Annotated in this window: 11 protein-coding genes and 3 pseudogenes; 6 read left to right on the top strand and 8 right to left on the bottom strand. The window is 60.4% G+C overall.

All coding sequences use genetic code 11. From position 1 onward, the window contains the following. The first annotated feature begins 15 nt into the window (after nucleotides 1-15). Entirely contained in the window at nucleotides 16-1,461 is a 1,446-nt protein-coding gene (ccoG, locus tag E3W21_RS19880; RefSeq protein WP_134421567.1) for a cytochrome c oxidase accessory protein CcoG, read from the top strand. A gap of 141 nt (nucleotides 1,462-1,602) precedes the next feature. Then, nucleotides 1,603-3,012 (top strand): GntR family transcriptional regulator MpaR, encoded by a 1,410-nt coding sequence (gene mapR / locus E3W21_RS19885; protein WP_134421568.1) that lies wholly within the window; start codon nucleotides 1,603-1,605, stop codon nucleotides 3,010-3,012. A 138-nt stretch (nucleotides 3,013-3,150) separates the two neighbouring features. Here the strand turns inward: mapR and E3W21_RS19890 are convergent, their stop codons facing one another. The 7 genes from E3W21_RS19890 to tpx form a co-directional block, all read right to left on the bottom strand. Beyond that, entirely contained in the window at nucleotides 3,151-3,897 is a 747-nt protein-coding gene (locus E3W21_RS19890; protein ID WP_134421569.1) for an SDR family oxidoreductase, read from the bottom strand. Nucleotides 3,898-3,990: 93 nt separating this feature from the next. Continuing rightward, a complete protein-coding gene (locus E3W21_RS19895; RefSeq protein WP_134421570.1) occupies nucleotides 3,991-6,072 on the bottom strand; it encodes a bifunctional diguanylate cyclase/phosphodiesterase in 2,082 nt (693 codons plus the stop codon). Between the two features lie 330 nt (nucleotides 6,073-6,402). After that, on the bottom strand, nucleotides 6,403-7,884 hold the full coding sequence (locus E3W21_RS19900) for an efflux transporter outer membrane subunit (RefSeq protein ID WP_134421571.1): 1,482 nt from the start codon (nucleotides 7,882-7,884) through the stop codon (nucleotides 6,403-6,405). After that, nucleotides 7,881-10,988, bottom strand: coding sequence for an efflux RND transporter permease subunit (locus E3W21_RS19905; RefSeq protein ID WP_134421572.1), 3,108 nt, complete (start codon nucleotides 10,986-10,988; stop codon nucleotides 7,881-7,883). Before E3W21_RS19905 ends, E3W21_RS19900 begins: the two co-directional genes overlap by 4 nt. Next, nucleotides 10,985-14,089: an MdtB/MuxB family multidrug efflux RND transporter permease subunit gene (locus tag E3W21_RS19910; protein WP_134421573.1), complete on the bottom strand. Its 3,105-nt coding sequence runs from the start codon at nucleotides 14,087-14,089 to the stop codon at nucleotides 10,985-10,987. The genes E3W21_RS19905 and E3W21_RS19910 overlap by 4 nt, the downstream gene beginning before the upstream one ends. After that, nucleotides 14,086-15,402, bottom strand: coding sequence for an MdtA/MuxA family multidrug efflux RND transporter periplasmic adaptor subunit (locus tag E3W21_RS19915; protein WP_129443875.1), 1,317 nt, complete (start codon nucleotides 15,400-15,402; stop codon nucleotides 14,086-14,088). The genes E3W21_RS19910 and E3W21_RS19915 overlap by 4 nt, the downstream gene beginning before the upstream one ends. A gap of 178 nt (nucleotides 15,403-15,580) precedes the next feature. Next, nucleotides 15,581-16,081, bottom strand: coding sequence for a thiol peroxidase (tpx, locus tag E3W21_RS19920; protein ID WP_008150862.1), 501 nt, complete (start codon nucleotides 16,079-16,081; stop codon nucleotides 15,581-15,583). A 317-nt stretch (nucleotides 16,082-16,398) separates the two neighbouring features. Between tpx and E3W21_RS19925 the strand changes: the two genes are divergently transcribed. The 3 genes and pseudogenes from E3W21_RS19925 to E3W21_RS19930 all read left to right on the top strand — a co-directional run. After that, a complete protein-coding gene (locus E3W21_RS19925; protein ID WP_129443873.1) occupies nucleotides 16,399-16,824 on the top strand; it encodes a YciI family protein in 426 nt (141 codons plus the stop codon). Nucleotides 16,825-17,015: 191 nt separating this feature from the next. Continuing rightward, a pseudogene (locus E3W21_RS32400) lies at nucleotides 17,016-17,206 on the top strand (hypothetical protein); the annotation flags it as partial. 59 nt (nucleotides 17,207-17,265) lie between these two features. Beyond that, nucleotides 17,266-17,481, top strand: a pseudogene (locus E3W21_RS19930) (DUF1254 domain-containing protein); the annotation flags it as partial. Nucleotides 17,482-17,565: 84 nt separating this feature from the next. On the opposite strand, the pseudogene E3W21_RS19935 reads toward E3W21_RS19930, so the two are convergent. Then, nucleotides 17,566-17,951 (bottom strand): annotated as a pseudogene (locus E3W21_RS19935) (DUF3313 domain-containing protein); the annotation flags it as partial. 109 nt (nucleotides 17,952-18,060) lie between these two features. Between E3W21_RS19935 and E3W21_RS19940 the strand changes: the two are divergent. After that, nucleotides 18,061-20,412, top strand: coding sequence for a tetratricopeptide repeat protein (locus E3W21_RS19940; protein ID WP_134421574.1), 2,352 nt, complete (start codon nucleotides 18,061-18,063; stop codon nucleotides 20,410-20,412). Nucleotides 20,413-20,512: the final 100 nt, after the last annotated feature.

Below are 20,512 nucleotides of genomic sequence, written 5' to 3' on the forward strand. Positions count from 1 at the left end.
GATGAGCGAAAGACCATGAGCGATAGAATCCCCGTCCGAACCGTAGAAACCGCCCCTTTAATACAGAACCCTTCAGTGCAGAGCTATGAGCCTTCGCGTCCAAAGATGAAGGCCAAGTCCAGCGACAACCTGATCCACACCCGCAGCTTCACCGGTTTATTCCGTACCCTGCGCATGAGCGGCGCGGGGTTTCTGTTTCTGCTGTTCTTCGGCACGGTGTGGTTGAACTGGGGCGGCCGTCAGGCTGTGCTCTGGGACCTTTCCGAAAGCAAATTCCACATCTTCGGCGCAACCTTCTGGCCGCAGGATTTCATCCTGCTGTCGGCGCTGCTGATCATTGCCGCGTTCGGCCTGTTTGCGATCACCGTGTTCGCCGGGCGAGTCTGGTGCGGTTACACCTGCCCACAGAGTTCCTGGACCTGGATCTTCATGTGGTGCGAGAAGCTCACCGAAGGCGAACGCAACCAGCGGATCAAGCTGCAAGCCGCACCCTGGGGCCTGAACAAACTGATCCGCCGCTCGGCCAAGCACACCTTGTGGCTGGCCATCAGCCTGTTGACCGGCCTGACCTTTGTCGGTTACTTCACCCCGATCCGGCCGCTGGCCGAAGAACTGCTGACCTTGCAGATGGGCGGCGTCAGCCTGTTCTGGGTGCTGTTCTTTACCGGCGCGACTTACATCAACGCCGGTTGGCTGCGTGAAGCGGTGTGCATGCACATGTGTCCGTATGCACGGTTCCAGAGTGTGATGTTCGACAAAGACACCCTGACCATCTCCTACGACGTCGCCCGTGGCGAAAACCGTGGCCCGCGCAAACGTGACGTGGCACCGGCTGAAGTCGGCCTCGGTGATTGCATCGACTGCCAGTTGTGCGTGCAGGTCTGCCCGACCGGCATCGACATCCGCGACGGCTTGCAGATGGAATGCATCGGCTGCGCCGCGTGTATCGACGCCTGTGATTCGATCATGGACAAAATGGGCTACGCCCGCGGGCTGATCAGCTACACCTCGGAGCATCAATTGCAGGGTGGCAAGATACATTTGTTGCGGCCACGTTTGATCGGCTACACCGCGGTCCTGCTGGTGATGATCGGTGCGCTTGCCCTGGCGCTGGTGGAGCGGCCGATGGTGTCGCTGGACGTGAGCAAGGACCGTGGCCTGTTTCGCGAGAACAGTCAGGGGCAGATCGAAAACATCTACAGCCTGAAAGTCATCAACAAGACCCAGCAACGTCAGGACTACCGTCTGACCCTGGTCGACGGCGACGGCTTCCTGCTGCAAGGCAAGACCGAACTGAGCCTGGCCCCGGGCGAGATTGTGGACGTGCCGGTGTCGGTGGCAATGACTACGGAACGGCCGAGCAGCAGTTCGCAGACGATCAGCTTCAAGATTGTCGACAGTGATGAGCCAGAGATCTATAGCGTGGCAAAAAGCCGGTTTGTTGCGCCGATGAATCGTTGAGCCTTTAGACTACGGTGGCGCCAATCGCGAGCAAGCTCGCTCCCACACTGGATCTCCGGTGTTCACAAGACCAATGTGGGAGCGAGCTTGCTCGCGATGAATTCACCTCGATTTTACTGAATGACACCAATCGGGCACTCGATGAAACGCTACGAAAAATTCGCCGACGACATCGCTGAACTGATCCGCTCCGGTGTCCTTGGCCCCGGCCAGCGCGTCCCTTCCGTGCGCTACGCCAGCCAGACCTACGGGGTCAGCCCGTCCACGGTGTTCCAGGCCTACTACCTGCTCGAACGCCGCGGTCTGATCCGCGCTCGCCCGCGTTCCGGCTACTTCGTCAACGCGCACGCGCCGAGCCCGTTCTCGGAGCCGGTGATCAGCAGCCAGGTCAACGAGTCCACCGAAGTCGACGTCAGCGAACTGGTGTTCTCGGTCCTTGACTCGATCAAGGACCCGAACACCGTGCCCTTCGGCTCGGCCTTCCCCAGCCCGACCCTGTTCCCGCTGCAACGGTTGTCCCGCTCTCTGGCCAGTGCCGCCCGCGAGATGGACCCGCGCATGGTCGTCACCGACATGTCGCCGGGCAACCCGCAACTGCGTCGACAAATCGCCCTGCGCTACATGGTCGGCGGGCTGATGCTGCCCATGGAAGAACTGCTGATCACCAACGGCGCGCTGGAAGCGCTGAACCTGTGCCTGCAAGCGGTCACCGAGCCCGGCGATCTGGTGGCCATCGAAGCCCCGGCGTTCTACGCCTGCCTGCAAATACTGGAACGGCTGAAGCTCAAAGCCGTGGAAATCCCTGTGCATCCGCGCGATGGCATCGACCTTGGCGTACTCGCGCAAACCCTGGCACGGCACCCGATCAAGGCGGTCTGGTGCATGACCAGTTTCCAGAACCCGATGGGCGCGACGATGCCCGAGGTGAAGAAACAGGAACTGGTTGAGCTATTGCGCAGCCATCAGGTGCCGTTGATCGAGGACGACGTCTACGCAGAACTGTATTACGGCCAACAGGCGCCGAAACCGGCCAAGGCTTTTGATACCGAAGGGCTGGTGATGCACTGCGGTTCGTTCGCCAAAAGCCTGGCCCCCGGCTACCGCATCGGTTGGGTCGCCGCCGGGCGCTATGCGCAGAAGATCGAACGACTGAAACTCATGACGTCGCTGTGCGCGTCGATGCCCGCCCAGGCAGCCATTGCCGATTACCTGCAACACGGTGGCTACGACCGGCACCTGCGAAAACTGCGGTATGCCCTGGAAGAACAGCAAAGCGCCATGCTCGCCGCTATCGCTCGCTACTTCCCGGCGCAGACTCGCGTCAGCCAACCGGCGGGCGGTTACTTTTTGTGGCTGGAATTGCTACCGCAGATGGATTCGCTGAAGTTGTTTCAGATGGCGTTGGCGCAAGGGATCAGCATTGCGCCCGGGCCGATTTTTTCACCGACCCAGCGCTTCAGGAATTGTATCCGGCTGAATTACGGCAGCCCCTGGGATGAGACAGCCGAGAAGGCGATGGAGACATTGGGCCGGATTGTGCGGTCGTTCTGAAGGTTTGATGGCGTCACGACTAGCGCCTTCGCGAGCAAGTCGGATCGCCGCACCGCCGCTCCCACAATTGAACACATTCCAATGTGGGAGCGGGCTTGCTCGCGAAGAGGCCAGATCAGACAACAACGAATCTATAGGTTAACGCCCGCCACCGAGGTCAACGAATGTCCCGGTCGCATAGGAAGCCTTGTCCGACAGCAACCACACAATTGCTTCAGCCACTTCCTCCGGACGCCCGCCCCGAGCCATCGGAATCGCCGACTCCAGCTTGATGACCCGATCCGGGTCACCGCTCAACGCATGGAAATCGGTGTAGATGTAACCAGGACGCACCGCGTTGACGCGGATGCCTTCGCCGGCCACTTCTTTGGACAGGCCGATGGTGAACGTATCCAGCGCACCTTTGGAGGCGGCGTAATCGACGTATTCACTTGGCGCGCCCAAGCGTGAGGCCACCGAGGACACGTTAACGATGCTGCCACCCTGCCCGCCATGCTTGGGCGACATGCGCAGGATCGCGTGTTTGGCGCAGAGGATCGGCGCCAGGACGTTGGTTCTGAGGATTTTGAGAATACGGAATTCGGACATTTCATCGACTCGGGACTTATGCCCGACGGTGCCGGCGTTGTTCACCAGTGCCGTGACCCGGCCCAACTCAGTGTCCACGCGGTGGAACAGCGCGATCACTTCATCTTCAATGCTGACGTCAGCGCGCACTGCGATGGCTTGGGCGCCGAGAGCGCGGACTTGCTCCAGCACAGTTTGCGCAGCGGATTCGTCGGCCAGGTAGTTGATGCAGATCCGATAGCCTTGTTCGGCGGCCAACAGGGCGGTGGCAGCGCCGATACCGCGGCTGCCGCCGGTGATGACGATGACTTTGTCCATGCGAATTTTCCCCCATTCCAAGCGTTAGCGGTCGAGGGCAAGAATAACCGTCATCGCTGGCTTTTGCATGGGCTCACATCAATCACATTGTTCTCAACTCACCGCCAATTGCTCTGCACGCAGAATATCGACCATGAAGCGTTCGGCCGGCAACGGGTGCCCGAGCAGATAACCCTGCAGCGAATCACAACCGAGTTGCGTCAGGAAGTCTTGCTGCGAGTCGGTCTCCACCCCTTCGGCGACGATCCGCAACCCCAGTGCCTGGCCGAGGGCGACGATGGCGGAAACGATGGCGGCGTCATCGCTGTCACGCTCCAGGTCGCGGACAAAACCCCGGTCGATCTTCAGTTCGTTAGCCGGCAGGCGCTTGAGGTACATCAAGCTCGAATAGCCGGTGCCAAAGTCGTCGATCGACAGGTCGACACCCATTGTCGAAAGTTCCTGAAGCACCGTCATGCTCGCATCGGCATCGCTCATGGCGGTGGTTTCCGTGATCTCGAGGGTCAGGCTGTTGGCCGGCAAATGGTGAGTGGCCAAGACTTTGGCGACGCTCTGGACCAGGCCCGCGTGGCAGAACTGCAAGGCTGAAAGGTTCACTGCGATGCGCCAGTCGGTGTACCCGAGCACGTACCACTCGCGCATCTGACGGCAGGCTTCGTTGAGCACCCATTCGCCAATCGGAATGATCAGCCCGGTCTTTTCCGCCAGTTCGATGAACTTGTCCGGGAGCAACATGCCCTGGGTCGGATGCACCCAGCGCAGCAGCGCCTCGGCACCGACCGGCCGGCCATTGTTGGCATCGAACTTGGGTTGGTAATAGAGACTGAATTGCTGCTGATCAATGGCGATACGCAAGTCTTGCAATAACTGCAGCTGTTTGCGCGCGTTGCTGTTCATCGAGGCATCGAAGAAGCTATAGCCGTTTTTCCCGGCACCCTTGGCGTGATACATCGCCGCGTCGGCGTTCATCAGCAATTCCTCGGCGGTTTCACCGTTGCCCGGATAAATCGCGATGCCGACGCTGGCGGAAATCTGCAAGTCATGTTCGCCGACCCGGAACGAACGCCCGATCAGCCCGACCTGACGGGCCGCCAGGCTCAATGCGTCATTCTGCTCGCCGAGTTGCACCAGCAATACAAATTCATCACCGCCGATCCGCGCCAGGGTGTCCTGGCTGCGTAAATCCTCACGCAGGCGCAAGCCGACCTCACGCAACAACAGATCGCCCATATGGTGCCCAAAGGCATCGTTGACCGGTTTGAAACCGTCCAGATCGATGAACATCAACGCGAAACAACCGCCCTGCTCGCGCACCATGGACATCGCCTGATCGATGCGGTCAGCCAGCAACACGCGATTCGGCAGGCCGGTCAGGGTGTCATGCAGGGCCAATTGAGTCAGCTCGCGGTTGGCCTCGGTCAATGAGTGGGCAAGGCCTGCGGTGCGGGCCTCAAGGCGCGCATCGAGGATCGAGGTCAGTAACGCGAGGCTCAACACCGCCAGGGTGGTAATCAGTACCAGATTGTCCAGGCCCTTGCCGTTCAGGCCGCTGACGGCCGCGCCACAGAAGCTGCCATCCGGGAAACGCGCTGCCGCCATGCCGGTGTAGTGCATGCCGACGATCGCGAATCCCATGATCACCGCCGCACCGCCACGGATCAGGCCGACATAAGGTGTGTGCTGGCGCAGGCGGAAAGCGATCCACAACGCGGCGCCCGAGGCGACTACGGCGATCAGCAGCGAGGCGCCGAACAGCGTCGGATCGTAATCGATACCCGGCTGCATGCGCATGGCGGCCATGCCGGTGTAGTGCATGGCGCTGATCCCGGAACCCATGACCAGCGCGCCGAACGCCAATTGCCACGCTGGCAATTGTGGCTGGCTGACCAGCCACAGGGCAAAGCCGCAGGACAGGATGCCAATCAACAGTGACAGCAATGTGATGCCGACCTCGTAACCGAGGTCGATGGGCAATTTGAACGCGAGCATGCCGATGAAATGCATCGACCACACGCCAACCCCCATGGCAAAGGCGCCGCCAGCCGTCCATAGATGCACAGCCCGGCCCTTGGCCGTGGCGATGCGTTCGGTCAGGTTGAGCGCGGTATAGGAGGCGAGAATCGCCACAAAAAGCGAGATGATGACCAGCGTGGGGGAATAACTACCGATAAGCATGAGACTTCTCGCAAACACCCTCCGTACTGCTTCCATTCTCGGGGGGCAAATCGGGCGATTGTACTGATTACGCAAAAGAACGCACTGACAAAATAAGCAAATGGCCATCAAGCGATGAAACACTCGTTTGATACCTCGCGGCGGCCGCGTTCACCTGCAGCTGCCGGGCCTGCGAGGCTGCGTTCGGCTGCGAAGCAGTCGTAAACCCGGCACACGCGGTCTTCCTGAAACACCGTGTCGTCTGATTTCACGACTGCTACGCAGCCGAACGCAGCCTCGCAGGCTCGACAGCTGCTACGGAGTCTCGACTTGCCGTCAGAGAATGTGTCGCTATTCTTTGTCGCTCACCTGTAGCTGACCATCCCAGCCACCGCCCAGCGCCGCGATCAACTGCACACTGGCAATCAACCGGCTCTGCAACAGGCTCAGTACGCTGCGTTCATTGTTCAACGCTGTGGCCTGAACGACCACCACGCCCAGATAAGCGATCACACCGGCTTTGTACTGGTTCTGGGTCAGGCGCAAGGACTCTCGCGCCGCGTCCAGTGCTTCCTGGCGCACGCCCGCTTCGTCTTCCAGGACCTTGAGCTGCACCAGATAGTTTTCCACCTCACGGAAACCATCGAGCACGGTCTGGCGGTACTTGGCCACGGTCTCGTCGTAGGCCGCTTCGCTGCGGTCAACTTCCGCGGAGCGCTGACCGCCGTCGAACACGGTCATGGCCAATTGCGGTCCGACCGACCAGAAGCGGTTCGGCACGCTGATCCAGTTGGCATAGGTACTGCTGCTATAGCCGCCGTTCAGGCTCAGGGTCAAATCCGGGTAATACGCAGCCTTGGCCACGCCGATGTTGGCGTTGGCAGCCATCACCGAACGTTCAGCGGAGGCGATGTCCGGGCGGCGCTCGAGCAATTGCGAAGGCAGGCTCAGCGGTATCTCGGGCAACGCAGGGATGTCTTTGGTTTCTGCCAGGCTGAACTCGGCCGGCGGTAGCCCGATCAGTACGGCAATGGCGTTCTCGAATTGAGCGCGCTGCCAGATCAAATCAACCATGTCAGCCTCGGTGCTTTTGAGCTGAGTCTGAGCCTGAGCCACCGCGTCCTTGCCGGAGACACCGGCGCGGTATTGGTTTTCGGTCATTGTCAGCGAGCGCTGATAGGCCTCGACCGTCGCTTCCAGCAGGCGTTTCTGCTCGTCGATCACGCGCAGTTGCAGATAGTTCTGCACCAGTTCCGACTGCTGGCTCAAGCGCATCGCCGCCAGATCGGCAAAACTGGCCTGGGCGTTGGCGGTGTCGGCCTCAAGTCCACGGCGCAGTTTGCCCCAGATATCCGCTTCCCAACTGACCCCGGCCTGTGCGGTGTAAGTGTCACGAATCCCGCTGGAAGAACTGGTCAGGCTCGAACTGCTGCTGCCGGTGCCCTGGCTGGAGCGGTTTTTCCCGACGGTCAGGTCCACGGTCGGGAAAAACGCGCCACGGGCACTGCGCACCAAGGCCTGGGCCTGACGGTACTGGGCCTCGGATTGCGCGACGGTCTGGTTGGAACTGTTGAGTTTTTCGATCAGGCCATTGAGCTGCTGATCGCCATACAACTCCCACCAGGCGCCACGGGCCAGAGAATCGCCGGGATTGGCCTGACGCCAGCCTGCCGCTTCCTTGTATTGCGCCGGCGCAGCCGCTTGCGGGCGCTGGTAATCCGGGCCGATGGCGCAGGCGCTGAGCATCGCCACGCACAGCGCCAGGCTCAACAAACGCGAGCCTCGGGCCGTTACCAGCGGTGCAGCCAGAGTGATAAGCGAACGGTCAGTCATAGCGGAGTTTCCAGAGCAGCATCGGTACGCACCCCACGCCAGTGGTTGAAGCGATGGCGCAGTTTGTCGAGATAGAGGTAAACCACCGGGGTGGTGTAAAGGGTCAGCACCTGGCTGAAGATCAGCCCGCCGATGATGGTCAGGCCCAGCGGCTGACGCATTTCCGCACCTTCGGCGCGGCTCAGCAGCAACGGCAACGCGCCGAGGATCGCCGCCAGTGTGGTCATCAGAATAGGCCGCAGACGTTGCAAGCAAGCGCTGCGAATCGATTCCAGCGGCGCCATGCCCTGATGCCGTTCCAGCTGTAACGCCAGGTCGATCATCAGAATGGCGTTCTTCTTCACCACGCCGATCAGCAGGAACAGCCCGAGCAACGAGATCAGGCTGAACTCACCGCCCAGCGCATAGATCGACAGCAACGCACCGACCCCGGCCGACGGCAAGGTCGAGAGAATGGTCAGCGGATGGATATAGCTTTCATACAGCACACCGAGCACCAGATACACCGCCACCAGCGCGCCGAGAATCATCCAAGGCTGGCTCTTCTGGGTCGCGGCGAAGGCGTCGGCGGTGCCGGCCATTTTCACGATCACGTCTTCCGGCATACCCAGTTTGGCGATAGCCCGCTCGATGGCCGCAGTGCCCTGCTCCACCGTCACGCCTTCGGCCATGTCGAAGGAAATGCTCTCGGAGGCGAACTGGCCTTCGTGGCTGACGCGGTCGTCTTCCAGGCTGTTTTCGTAATGAGCGATGGTCGAGAGCGGAATCCGCGCGCCGTCAGCGGTGATCACCTGAACCTGTTTGAGGGTGATCGGGTCCTGGGCATATTTGGGATTGACCTCCATGACCACCTGATACTGGTTAAGGCTGTCGTAAATCGTCGAAATCTGCCGCTGGCTGTAGGCGTTGTTCAGCACTGCGGTGACCATGTCCATGTCGACACCCAGGCGTTTGGCCTGATCACGATCGACGATCAGGGTCACCTGCTGGGCGCCACGGCCTTCACGGGCATCAATCGCCGTCAGCTCCGGCAACGCCTTGAGTGCGGTAACGACTTTCGGATACCACTCGCGCAACTCGCCAAGGTCGGCGCTTTGCAGGATGTAGGAATACTGGGACGTGGTCTGTTCACGACCGCCACCAAACTGCAGGTCTTGATCGGCCATCAGCATCAGCTGCGCACCGGCGACCTTGGGCATTTCCTTGCGCAGGCGTTCGATGACCTTTTGCGCAGAAATGTTTCGCTCCTTGATCGGTTTCAGCCGCACCAGCATGAATGCATTGTTGGTGCCGTTGGTGCCGCCGATGAAGCCGGCGACACTTTGCACCGCGTCATCCTTGAGCACGGCACGGCGGAAGGTTTCCATTTTCGGCTGCATCACACTGAATGACAGCCCGTCGTCGCCGCGCACGAAACCGATCAGCTGGCCGGTGTCCTGCTGAGGTAAAAATGTTTTAGGAACAACGATATACAGCGCAATGTTAACGCCGACTGTCACTATCAGGCTAAGCAAGGTCAACCGGCGGTGACGCAGCACCCAGTCGAGGCTTGTGGCGTATTTGCCGACCATCCACTCGTTGGCGCGCTGACTCCAGCGCTGCAAACGGTTTTCCTCACCGGGTGTATGGGGCTTGAGCCAGCGGGCGCAGAGCATCGGGGTCAGCGTCAAGGAGACCACCAGCGACACCACGATGGACGCCGCCAACGTGATGGAAAACTCGCGAAACAGGCTTTCGACAATCCCGCCCATGAACAGGATCGACAGGAACACCGCCACCAGCGAGACGTTCATCGACAGCAAGGTGAAGCCGACTTCCTGCGCCCCCAGGTACGCGGCCTTCATCGGCGGTACGCCTTTGTCGATGTGCCGCGAAATGTTCTCCAGCACCACAATGGCATCGTCCACCACCAGCCCGGTGGCCAGAATCAGCGCCATTAGCGACAGGTTGTTCAGGGAGAATCCGTAGAGGTACATGACCGCAAAGGTGCCGACCAGCGAGACAGGCACCGCAAGGGTCGGAATCAGCGAGGCGCGGAAGTTACCGAGGAACAGGAACACCACCAGAATCACCAGCGCCACGGCAATTAACAGGGTCATTTCCGCTTCGTGCAAGGTCGCCTTGATCACCGGCGACCGGTCCATCGCCACGTTCAGCTTCACGCTGGCCGGCAACACGGCCTGCAACGCCGGCAGTTGAGCCTTGATTTCGTTGACCGTCTCGATGATGTTGGCGCCGGCCTGACGGTTGATCACCAGCAGTACCGCCGCGTCGTTGTTGAAGAAGCCGCTGTTGTAGCGGTCTTCGACGCCGTCGCTGACCTTCGCCACGTCCTTCAAGCGCAAGGCCGCGCCGTCCGCGTAGTGAATGATCAGCGACTCGTAATCCTTGGCTTTCTCGAGTTGATCGTTGGCCTGAACCTGCCACAACCGCTGGCCATCTTCGACCGACCCTTTTGGCCTGCGCACGTTGGCGTTGGCGATGGTGTTGCGCACATCGTCCAGCGCCACGCCGTACTGGTTGAGCGCCTGCGGCTCGAGTTCGATGCGCACCGCCGGCAAGGAACTGCCGCCGATCTGCACTTCGCCGACGCCCTGCACCTGAGACACGCTCTGGGACAGAATCGTCGAGGCCAAATCGTAGAGCTGGCCCTTTTCCAGTACGTCGGAGGTCAGCGACAGCACCATGACCGGCGCCTGGGACGGGTTGACCTTCTTGTAGGTCGGCATGCTGCGCATCCCGCTCGGCAGCAGGTTGCGCGAAGCGTTGATCGCCGCCTGCACTTCCCGCGCCGCGCCGTTGATGTCGCGGTCCAGGTCGAACTGCAAAATCACCCGGGTCGAGCCCTGGCTGGAGCGGCTGCTCATGGTGTTGACCCCGGCGATGGCGCCGAAGGAGCGTTCCAACGGCGTGGCCACCGTCGAGGCCATGACCTCCGGGCTCGCACCGGCCAGACTCGCCTGAACCACGATCACCGGGAAGTCCATCTGCGGCAACGGCGCCACCGGCAACAGGCCGAAGCTCACGCCGCCCAGCAGCAGGATCGCCAGGCTCAGCAACATCGTCGCGACCGGGCGCTTGATGAAAGGTCCGGACAGGTTCATGGCTGTTCTGCCGCTTCCACGGCTTCAGGCTTGCGACCCCAGCGCCGACCGAGGCGGTCGAAATACAGATAGATGACTGGAGTGGTAAACAACGTCAGCACCTGACTCACCAACAAGCCGCCCACCATTACCAGACCCAACGGTTGACGCAGTTCCGCGCCGGAGCCGGTCGCCAGCATCAGTGGTACCGCGCCGAACAACGCGGCCAGTGTGGTCATCAGAATCGGCCGGAAACGCAGCAGCGCCGCCTGATAGATCGCCGTTTCCGGGTCCATGCCCTGATTGCGTTCAGCGTCGAGGGCGAAGTCGATCATCATGATCGCGTTCTTTTTCACGATACCGATCAACAAAATGATGCCGATGATCGCGATCATTCCCAGATCATTCCCGCTCAACAGCAACGCCAGCAGGGCTCCAACCGCCGCCGAGGGCAAGGTCGAGAGAATGGTGATCGGGTGGATGTAGCTCTCGTAGAGCACGCCGAGCACGATGTACATGGTCACCACTGCCGCCAGAATCAGGAGCAAGGTGCTCGACAGCGACGCCTGGAATGCCTCGGCCGCGCCCTGGAACTGGGTCTGCACGCCAATCGGCATGCCGATGTCTTTCTGCACCTGGTCGATGATCTCCACCGCATGCCCCAGCGCCACGCCGGGCGCGAGGTTGAAGGACATCATCACTGCCGGGAACTGACCGATATGAGTGATCGCCAGCTGCGCCTGACGCTCCTCGATGTGCGCCAGACTGGACAGGCGTACTTGTCCGCCGTCGGTGGTTTTCACGTGAATCTGATTCAGCGCATCCGGGCCGATCTTCTCGCCGGCCTGCGATTGCAGCACCACGCGGTATTGGCTGGCCTGGGTGTAGATGGTGGAAATCTGCCGCTGACCAAAGGCGTCGTACAGCGCATCGGTGATGTTCGACACCGACACACCGACCCGCGACGCCGCATCGCGGTCAATCACCAGATAGACCTGCAAGCCCTTGTCCTGCAAATCGCTGGCGACGTCGGTCAGCTCTGGCCGTTGGGCCAGGGCTTCCACCAGACGACCACTCCACAGACTGAGCAGCTCGGAATCCGGCGACGACATGCTGAACTGGTATTGAGTCCGGCTGACGCGGTCTTCGATGGTCAGGTCCTGCACCGGCTGCATGAACAGGCGTATGCCGGGGAGCTTGTCCAGTTCCGGTTGCAGACGTGCGATCACCTCGGTGGCGCTCAGATCGCGGTTACTGTGGGATTTGAGGTTGATCAGCAGACGACCGCTGTTGAGCGTCGAGTTGTCACCGTCGACGCCGATGTAGGACGACAAGCTCTCCACCGCCGGGTCCGCCAGGATCACTTTGGCCAATTCCTGCTGACGCTCGCTCATCGCAGCAAAGGAAATCGACTGCGGCGCCTCGGAAATCCCCTGGATCACCCCGGTGTCCTGCACCGGGAAGAAGCCCTTGGGCACTATCATGTAAAGAAACACAGTCAACGCCAGCGTACCGATGGCCACCATCAGGGTCAGCGGTTGATGCTTGAGAACCCACTTTAACTTGCGCCCGTAAGCCGCGATCATCCAATCAATTGTGGCGCCACTGGCCCGGTAGAAACGGCCCTGTTCCTCTTCCTTCGGTTCACGCTTGAGCAGCCGCGCACACATCATTGGCGTCAGGGTCAGGGACACCACCAGGGAGATCAGGATCGCCACCGCCAGGGTGATGGCAAATTCGCGGAACAACCGCCCTACCACGTCGGCCATGAACAGTAACGGAATCAGTACTGCAATCAGCGACAGGGTCAGGGAGATCAGGGTGAAGCCGATCTGTTTGGCGCCCTTGAGCGCCGCATTCAGGGGGCTGTCGCCCTCTTCGATAAATCGGGAAATGTTCTCCAGCATGACGATCGCATCGTCCACCACGAAACCGGTGGCGATGGTCAGTGCCATCAGGGTCAGGTTATTGACCGAGAAACCCGCGAGGTACATCACGCCGAAGGTGCCGATCAGCGACAGTGGCACGGCCACTGACGGAATGATCGTGGCGCTGGCCCGACGCAGGAACAGGAAGGTCACCATCACAACCAGCGCAATGGCGATCAACAATTCGTGCTGCACGTCGGTGACCGAGGCGCGGATGGTCTGGGTGCGGTCGGTCAGCACGGTGACTTCGAGACCGGCCGGCAGGTTGTCGGTGATGCTCGGCAGCAGGGCTTTGATCCGGTCGACCACTTCGATGACGTTGGCGCCAGGCTGACGCTGGATGTTCAACAACACCGCCTGGTTTTCATTGGCCCACGCCGCCAGACGTTCGTTTTCCGCACCATCGACGATCTCCGCCACGTCCTTGAGCCGCAACGGCGCGCCGTTGGCGTAGGCGAGGATCAGGTTGGCGTAGTCCTTGGGCGAGGTCAGTTGATCGTTTGCATCGAGCATCGACACCCGGGTCGGGCCGTCGAAGTTGCCCTTGGGCTGGTTGACGTTGGACGCGCCGATCAAGGTGCGTACGTCCGACAGGTTCAAGCCATTGGCCGCCAGCGCCTCGGGGTTGACCTTGATCCGCACGGCCTGACGCTGGCCGCCGGCAATGCTGACCATGCCGACGCCGCTGATCTGGGCAATTTTCTGTGCCATGCGCGTGTCGACCAAATCATTGAGCTTGGGCAGCAGCATGGTCTTGGAGGTGATGGCCAGCGTCAGCACCGGGGTGTCCGCCGGGTTGACCTTGTTGTACACCGGCGGCGCCGGCAGGTCCTTGGGCAGCAAATTGGTCGCGGCGTTGATCGCCGCCTGCACCTGCTGCTCGGCGACATCCATGTTGATGTCGAGGCTGAAACGCAGGGTCAGCACTGAAGCACCGCCGGAACTGGTCGAAGCCATCTGGGTCAGGCCGGGCATCTGCCCGAATTGACGCTCAAGGGGCGCTGTCACGGCGCTGGTCATGACATCCGGGCTGGCACCGGGATACAGCGTCATGACGCGGATGGTCGGGTAATCGACCTGAGGCAATGCCGACACCGGCAACAGCCGATAGGCGATCACGCCGGCCAGGATGATGGCCAGCATGCTCAGGGTCGTGGCGACCGGGCGAAGGATGAACAGCCGCGAGATGTTCATGCGCCGCCCTTCTTCGCCTTGTCGGTGGTCGTCGCGTCAGGCACCGTGGCGGCCGATTTGCCTTGCAGGTGCTCGGTCGGGGTGGTCGGTACATCCTTGGTGTCGTTGACCACTTCCACTTCGCTGCCTTCCTTCAAGCGGTCAGTGCCTTCAAGGACCACGCGATCCCCGGGGGCCAGGCCTTCGGTAATCACGGTGTTTTCACCGTCACTGGCGCCAACTTTCAACTGACGAATCGCGACTTTCTTGTCGCCGTCCAAGGCGTAGACAAACGTGCCGTTGGTGCCGAACTGAATCGCTGCCGAAGGTGCGAGCACCACGTCTTTGAGGGTGTCGGCCAGCAGGTGGACGTTGACGAACTGGTTCGGGAACAGCGCCTGATCGCGGTTCTCATAACGAGCCTTGAATTTCAGGGTGCCGGTGGTGACGTCGATCTGGTTGTCCAGGCTCTGCAAGACGCCGGTGGCCTGCAACTTGGTGTCGCCACGGTCCCAGGCTTCGGCGGGCAGTTTGGCGCCGGTGCGATAACGGGCCAGCACGGTCTCCAGGCTGTTTTCCGGCAAGGTGAAGGCAACGCTGATCGGTTGGGTCTGGGTGATGATCACCAGCGCGGTGGTGTCGTTGGCCGCCACCAGGTTGCCGACATCCAGCTGACGCAAGCCCACACGCCCGGCAATCGGGGCGCGGATCTTGGTGAATTCCAGATTGAGCTTGGCGTCGTTGACCGCCGCCTGATTGGTTTTGACCGTGCCCTGATACTGGCCCACCAGCGCTTCGGCGGTGTCCAGGGTCTGCTTGGCAATACTGTCTTCGCGATACAGGCCGCGATAGCGTTCCACATCGACCTGGGCGTTTTTCAGTTGTGCCTGGTTCTGCAGCAACGTGCCTTCAGCCTGAAGCAAGGCGTTCTGGTAAGGACGCGGGTCGATTTCAGCCAGCAGATCGCCAGCCTTGACCATCTGCCCTTCCTCGAAGGAGATCTTCATCAGTTCACCGCCGACGCGGCTGCGCACATTAATGGTGTTCAGCGCCGTCACGGTGCCCAGCGCCTTGTAGTACAGCGGGAAGTCGCCCTTGACTGCTGGCGCGACACGCACTGGAACAGGTCCGGTCGCCCCGCCGAAACCTGGACGCATCCCCCCCGACCTGCCGGTATGGCCGGCAACGGCTTTTTGCCCTGCGCCCTCTTTTTGGGCAGTGCCGGCGGGCCAGAATTTCCAGCACAGGCCAGCGATGACCAACAGGACAAGCAGGCCGAACAGCCAGCGACGGGGACTACGGGAAACGGAGGATTGCATGGAATGATCAACCATTGGGCGCGTGGGCTTCTTCTACAGGAGGCTGAACGATAAGCACTGGCGGGCATTAAGCAAAGCGGCTTTACCGGCAATTTACCTTTGGCTTACGTAACAGGATGTTTTGCCAAGACACTGAATCACAAATGAAAACGGCCTGGACAGTGCCAGGCCGTTAACAATTGTAATGCTTTACTTATTTAAGAACGGCAAGTGCCGCTTCGTAGTTCGGTTCTTCAGCGATTTCCTTGACCAGTTCGCTGTGCAGAACGTTGTCGTTTTCGTCCAGAACCACGACGGCACGGGCCGTCAGGCCTTTGAGCGGGCCGTCAGCGATGGCAACGCCGTAGTTCTCGATGAACTCGGCACCGCGCAGGGTCGACAGGTTTTGTACGTTTTCCAGGCCTTCGGCGCCGCAGAAGCGCGCTTGAGCGAACGGCAGGTCAGCGGAAATGCACAGCACGACAGTGTTGGCGACATCACTGGCCTGGGCGTTGAACTTGCGAACCGAAGTCGCGCAGGTCGGGGTATCGACGCTTGGGAAGATGTTCAGCACTTTGCGCTTGCCGGCGAAGCTCGCCAGGGTCACGTCGGACAGATTGCCGGCAACCAGGGAAAAGGCTGGCGCCTTGGAACCGGCTTGTGGCAGTTGGCCGTTGACTTGAACCGGGGAGCCTTTAAGAGTGACTTGAGCCATGAACGGAGTCCTTCTGAACGTTGTTGTAGAGAATTTTGAAGAGGCCGAAGTTAACCACGAAATGGCCCGACGACCTATGCCCAGATACAAATTGTGAAGTGTCGCCCCCTAAATTGGATACAACTCTAACAATCAACACAAAACCTGTGGGAGCGAGCTTGCTCGCGATAGCGGACTAACAGTCGACTGGTACACCGCTATCGCGAGCAAGCTCGCTCCCACAGGATCGGATGCATGCAAGGCAGCCAGCGCTGTCGATTCAAGCGACGGCCATTCGACTAACCTGTGAATCACTAACATCCAGCGGAGATAAGACCATGCGATTCATGATCATTGTGAAAGCCAGCCAGGATTCCGAGGCCGGTGTGATGCCCAGCGAGGAACTGTTGACCGCGATGGGCAACTACAACGAGGAGCTGGTCAAAGCCGGCATCCTCATCGAGTGCGATGGCCTGCAACCCAGCAGCAAGGGCGCCCGGGTGCGATTCTCGGGTGAAAAGCGCACGGTGATCGACGGCCCGTTCGCCGAAACCAAGGAACTGATCGCCGGCTACTGGATTTGGCAGGTGAAGTCGAAACAAGAGGCAATCGAGTGGGTCAAGCGCTGCCCCAACCCGATGCCAGGCACCGACGCCGAGATCGAGATTCGCCAGGTGTTCGAGGCCGAAGATTTCGGGGCTGAGTTCACACCGGAGTTGCGAGAGCAGGAGGAGCGACTTCGCGAGCAGGCGAAAAAACGCTGAATAATCCAATCAATGTGGCAAGGGGGCTTGTCCCCCTCGCCACATCGGCAGTCCATGGATCTCTACCCCCTGTTTCCCAACAACTTTTTAGTACACGGAACTCACGCAAACGTGTACAAAAAACCAAGGATTCCCCCTTCGGCTGGCGAACCCGGCGTCAGCTGCTAGCTTCAACAGAGTGTCCTACAGGCCCGGTACCCACCCTCCAGGATGACTACACGCCCGCGCCTCACGACACCAATATCCACACCAATGACGTTCTAATGCGTGGCACTTAACCCTCGCTCCCGGCGATATTATTGGTGTGGCGCAGTTGCTGCGCGCCACCGTGCCAATCAACACTCGCCCCCACCCAAACGGCGGCTACAGCAACGGCGATGGCCTACTGCAATTCGCACAGCTCGCCGGGACCAACGTCACCTTCGGTATGAGGACTTTGATATGCACGTTGCAATTCGCGCAGCCGGTTTCAGCCTGATGACGATGTTCGTCAGTTGCGGCGTCGGTGCTCGGGACCTCGATATGCGGATCGGCAAGATCGCGATGGCAGGCGAATCGCCGACCCAAGAATCGATCGCCAGGCTTTACGCCGAGCTGGATTTCCAAAAGGCGACCCAAAGTTATCTGTGGGCCTTGCCGCTGGTTTCCTACGCGCTGTGACAGGAAGAACTCCGTGACAAACTCGGCGTTCAGGCGGCGACCTGTCGGTGAGTGATGCTGCGCCTCCACGATCATTCCCACGAGTGCCTCAGTGGCTAGGTCGGTTTCCTGAGCGCGAATGCCACTGGCCGTGTTCACAGCCGCTCTGCCACCAGGGCGATCGAGATCACTTCATAGGGCTTCAGGCTTTCAGTCTTGCTGCTCACGGCGGTGATGGCGGCGCGCACCACGATCACACCCGGACCAGGACCTGCGGCCAACGGCAGGGATTTACCGATTTCGCGCTTGAGTGCCTGATCGTAGTAACGGGTGATTCCGTTCAGGGTCGCCTGAGGGATTTTCACGGTCGGTTGAGGTTTGGGATAGAGCTGGGTCGGTTCGATGTAAACACTGGTGAATTTGTTGATGTCGAGTTTGGGGTCCACCCAGCGCATCACCATGACCGTGGCACCCGAGGGTGGCAACGCTACACAGTAAATCACAACCGTCATTTGACAGACGCCGGCCATCCGGCAAAGTCGCGTCGAGCTTGAACGCGCGCCTGACGGCAAACGCACCCGGACTATGGAAGTCGCAATGCCGAAACATAAAAATAAAGCGGTACAGACAAACCCTGATTCGCCACCGACCTTGATTAACCGTTACCTGTTTCCCGTCACCCTCGGCGTCTTGCTATTGGCCGTCGCGGGCATCGGCTGGTTTCTGTTCAGCAGCAAACCGGCCCCCGTGACTTATGCGCCTGTCAGCGCTCCGGTCGCTCAGCCGGCCAAACCGCAGCCGGTCGCCGTGGCGCAGGCAACGATGGTCGATGAGCAACAATGCCAAGGCTGCCACAGCGAGCAGGTCAAGGACTGGCAAGGCTCCCATCACCAATTGGCAATGCAGGAAGCCAATGCCGAGACGATGCTGGGCGACTTCAATAACGTCTCCTTCAAAGCGGAAAATGAAACCACCCGTTTCTCGCGCAAGGGCGACGAATTCTGGGTCAACACCCCCGGCATTGACGGCAAGAATGCCGACTTCAAGGTCGCCTACACCTTCGGCATCGCGCCGTTGCAGCAATACCTGATCGAGGTCGGCGAAGGTCGGTTGCAGGCCCTCGGCGTGGCCTGGGATACCGAGAAGCACCGCTGGTTTCACCTCTATCCGGGCCAGGGTGTGAACTTCAAAGACCCGTTGCACTGGAGCAAGCCGAGCCAGAACGCCAACTTCATGTGCGTCGAGTGCCACACCACCGGTTACAAACGCAATTTCGATGCCGCGAAAAACACCTTCGACAGTCACTGGAACAGCCTCGGTGTCGGCTGTCAGGCTTGCCACGGTCCGGCTTCCAATCACCTGGAATGGACGGCAAAAAAAGGTGACATGGTCCATGCCGGTTTTGCCCTCGACCTGAAGGACAAGAACGCCACTGTCGAAATCGAAACCTGTGCCCGCTGCCACTCGCGCCGCGCGCCTTTGGGCGATGGCTTCACCGTCGGCAAGCGTCTGATGGATGACTACCTGCCGAGTACCCTGACCCGCGAGTTGTATGCGCTGGACGGCAAGATCAAGGACGAAGTGTTCGAACACGGCTCCTTCGCCCAGAGCAAAATGTTCGACAAGGGCGTGCGCTGCAGCAACTGCCACAACCCGCACAGCACCGAGCTGAAGGCACCGGACAACGGTGTCTGCCTGCAATGCCACAACACCGCCGGCAAGACTTCGGTGGACGGCGTCGACGGCAAAGGGCTGCAAGCGAAGAACTACGATTCCATCGAACACACCCGCCACACCATGGGCCAGCCGGGTTCGCAGTGCATGGATTGCCACATGCCCGGCAAGTTCTACATGGGTAATGACTTCAGGCATGACCACAGTTTCAGCATCCCCAACCCTGAGCGGGCGAAAAAACTCGGCACCCCGGATGCTTGCCTGACCTGTCACCAGGGCAAGGCTGGCGACAAGGTCACCGAGCAATTCAAGCTCTGGAACACCACCACCGCGCAGGCACCGCGTTACGACGAAAGCCTGTGGCTGATTCGCAACGGTCAGCCCGGCGCGGCACAAGCCTTGTACGAGCAGCTTCAACGCAGCAATTTGCCAGCGATTCAGCGCGCGACCCTACTCGCCGAGTTGCCGCTGTACCCAAGCGAACAGGCGTTGAAACTGGCCACCAAGGACTTGAACAACCCGGCCCCACAAGTGCGTGAAAGCGCCGTTCGGGCGATCAGCGCGTTCCTGCCGCCACCGGAGCGTGCGTCGCTGCTAACGCCGTTGCTGAGTGATCCGGTGAAGGCTGTGCGGATCGTCGCAGCCCGGGATCTGCTTAGCGTGGCCCGTAATGGCTTGGGCAGCGCCCAGGACCACTGGAATGCAGCCATCGCTGAATACGAGGAAGTCCAGAAGAGCCTGGCCGAACGCGCCGAAGCCAACCTCAACCTGGCCATGCTCTATCAGGCCAGCGGTCGTAGCGACGAAGTCGAAGCGCTGCTGCGCACCGCACTCAAACGCGATCCGGATTTCTACCCGGCGCTGGTGACGCTGGTGCAATGGCTGGAGGCGAACGGACGCAGTCAGGAAGCTCAGACGCTGCTGGAGCAGAGCCTGAAAGCACATCCGGATGCCGCCCTGCTGCAACACACTCAAGGCCTGTCGCTGGTGCGCGCGGGCAAATCAGCCCAGGCCATGCCGGCCCTGCGCAAAGCCGCACAACTGGAGCCTCAGAACGCCCAATACGGTTACGTGTTGGCGGTGGCGTTGCACGACAGCGGCAAGGTCGATGAGGCCTGCCAAGAGCTGGAGCGGCTGCTGAAAGTGCAACCGGCAAATCGCAATGCCCGGTTGTCGTTGATCCAGTACTACCTGGATAACGGGCAGGAACCGAAGGCGCAGGTGTTACTGCAAGGCTGGAAGAAAATGAACATGGGGGATCCGGCGTTGAAGTGATGGGGGGCTGATCCAAAGGCCCCTCGCGAGCAAGCTCGCTCCCACATGGATCTCTGGTGTACACAGATTGTGTGGCCACAACAGACCCACTGTGGGAGCG

This window comes from Pseudomonas sp. F01002 (assembly GCF_004402115.1).
GTDB lineage: Bacteria > Pseudomonadota > Gammaproteobacteria > Pseudomonadales > Pseudomonadaceae > Aquipseudomonas > Aquipseudomonas frigoris.

Excerpts from the sequence above, each read along its gene's own strand:
- E3W21_RS19940 (WP_134421574.1), top strand. The coding sequence starts at position 18,061 with ATGCCGAAACATAAAAATAAAGCGGTACAGACAAACCCTGATTCGCCA.
- E3W21_RS19895 (WP_134421570.1), bottom strand. The coding sequence starts at position 6,072 with ATGCTTATCGGTAGTTATTCCCCCACGCTGGTCATCATCTCGCTTTTT.
- tpx (WP_008150862.1), bottom strand. The coding sequence starts at position 16,081 with ATGGCTCAAGTCACTCTTAAAGGCTCCCCGGTTCAAGTCAACGGCCAA.
- E3W21_RS19900 (WP_134421571.1), bottom strand. The coding sequence starts at position 7,884 with ATGACTGACCGTTCGCTTATCACTCTGGCTGCACCGCTGGTAACGGCC.
- mapR (WP_134421568.1), top strand. The coding sequence starts at position 1,603 with ATGAAACGCTACGAAAAATTCGCCGACGACATCGCTGAACTGATCCGC.
- E3W21_RS19890 (WP_134421569.1), bottom strand. The coding sequence starts at position 3,897 with ATGGACAAAGTCATCGTCATCACCGGCGGCAGCCGCGGTATCGGCGCT.
- E3W21_RS19925 (WP_129443873.1), top strand. The coding sequence starts at position 16,399 with ATGCGATTCATGATCATTGTGAAAGCCAGCCAGGATTCCGAGGCCGGT.
- E3W21_RS19910 (WP_134421573.1), bottom strand. The coding sequence starts at position 14,089 with ATGAACATCTCGCGGCTGTTCATCCTTCGCCCGGTCGCCACGACCCTG.
- E3W21_RS19905 (WP_134421572.1), bottom strand. The coding sequence starts at position 10,988 with ATGAACCTGTCCGGACCTTTCATCAAGCGCCCGGTCGCGACGATGTTG.
- ccoG (WP_134421567.1), top strand. The coding sequence starts at position 16 with ATGAGCGATAGAATCCCCGTCCGAACCGTAGAAACCGCCCCTTTAATA.
- E3W21_RS19915 (WP_129443875.1), bottom strand. The coding sequence starts at position 15,402 with ATGGTTGATCATTCCATGCAATCCTCCGTTTCCCGTAGTCCCCGTCGC.